Below are 232 nucleotides of genomic sequence, written 5' to 3' on the forward strand. Positions count from 1 at the left end.
TTAAGTTCCCCTTCCAGTTTTAAATATTCCCAAAAATATTTTGGTGGAAGATGAAATCTAAGATTATTTAGATAAGGGGATATTTATTTTTAGAAAGGAATTGAGAAGATTATGAATGGAAATATGATTAGAAATATCGGGATAATCGCCCATGTTGACCATGGGAAGACTACACTTGTTGATGCAATGCTGAGACAGTCGGGGATATTCCGCGAAAATGAACAGGTTGTAG

Annotated in this window: 1 protein-coding gene; it reads left to right on the forward strand. The window is 34.9% G+C overall.

The genetic code is table 11. The features are described 5' to 3' along the window. Window positions 1–111: 111 nt before the first annotated feature. Window positions 112–232 (forward strand): GTP-binding protein (locus ACX9YW_RS23600; RefSeq protein ID WP_460351247.1); only part of this gene is annotated, 121 nt, incomplete at its 3' end.

It is taken from the genome of Pseudoneobacillus rhizolycopersici (assembly GCF_054786815.1).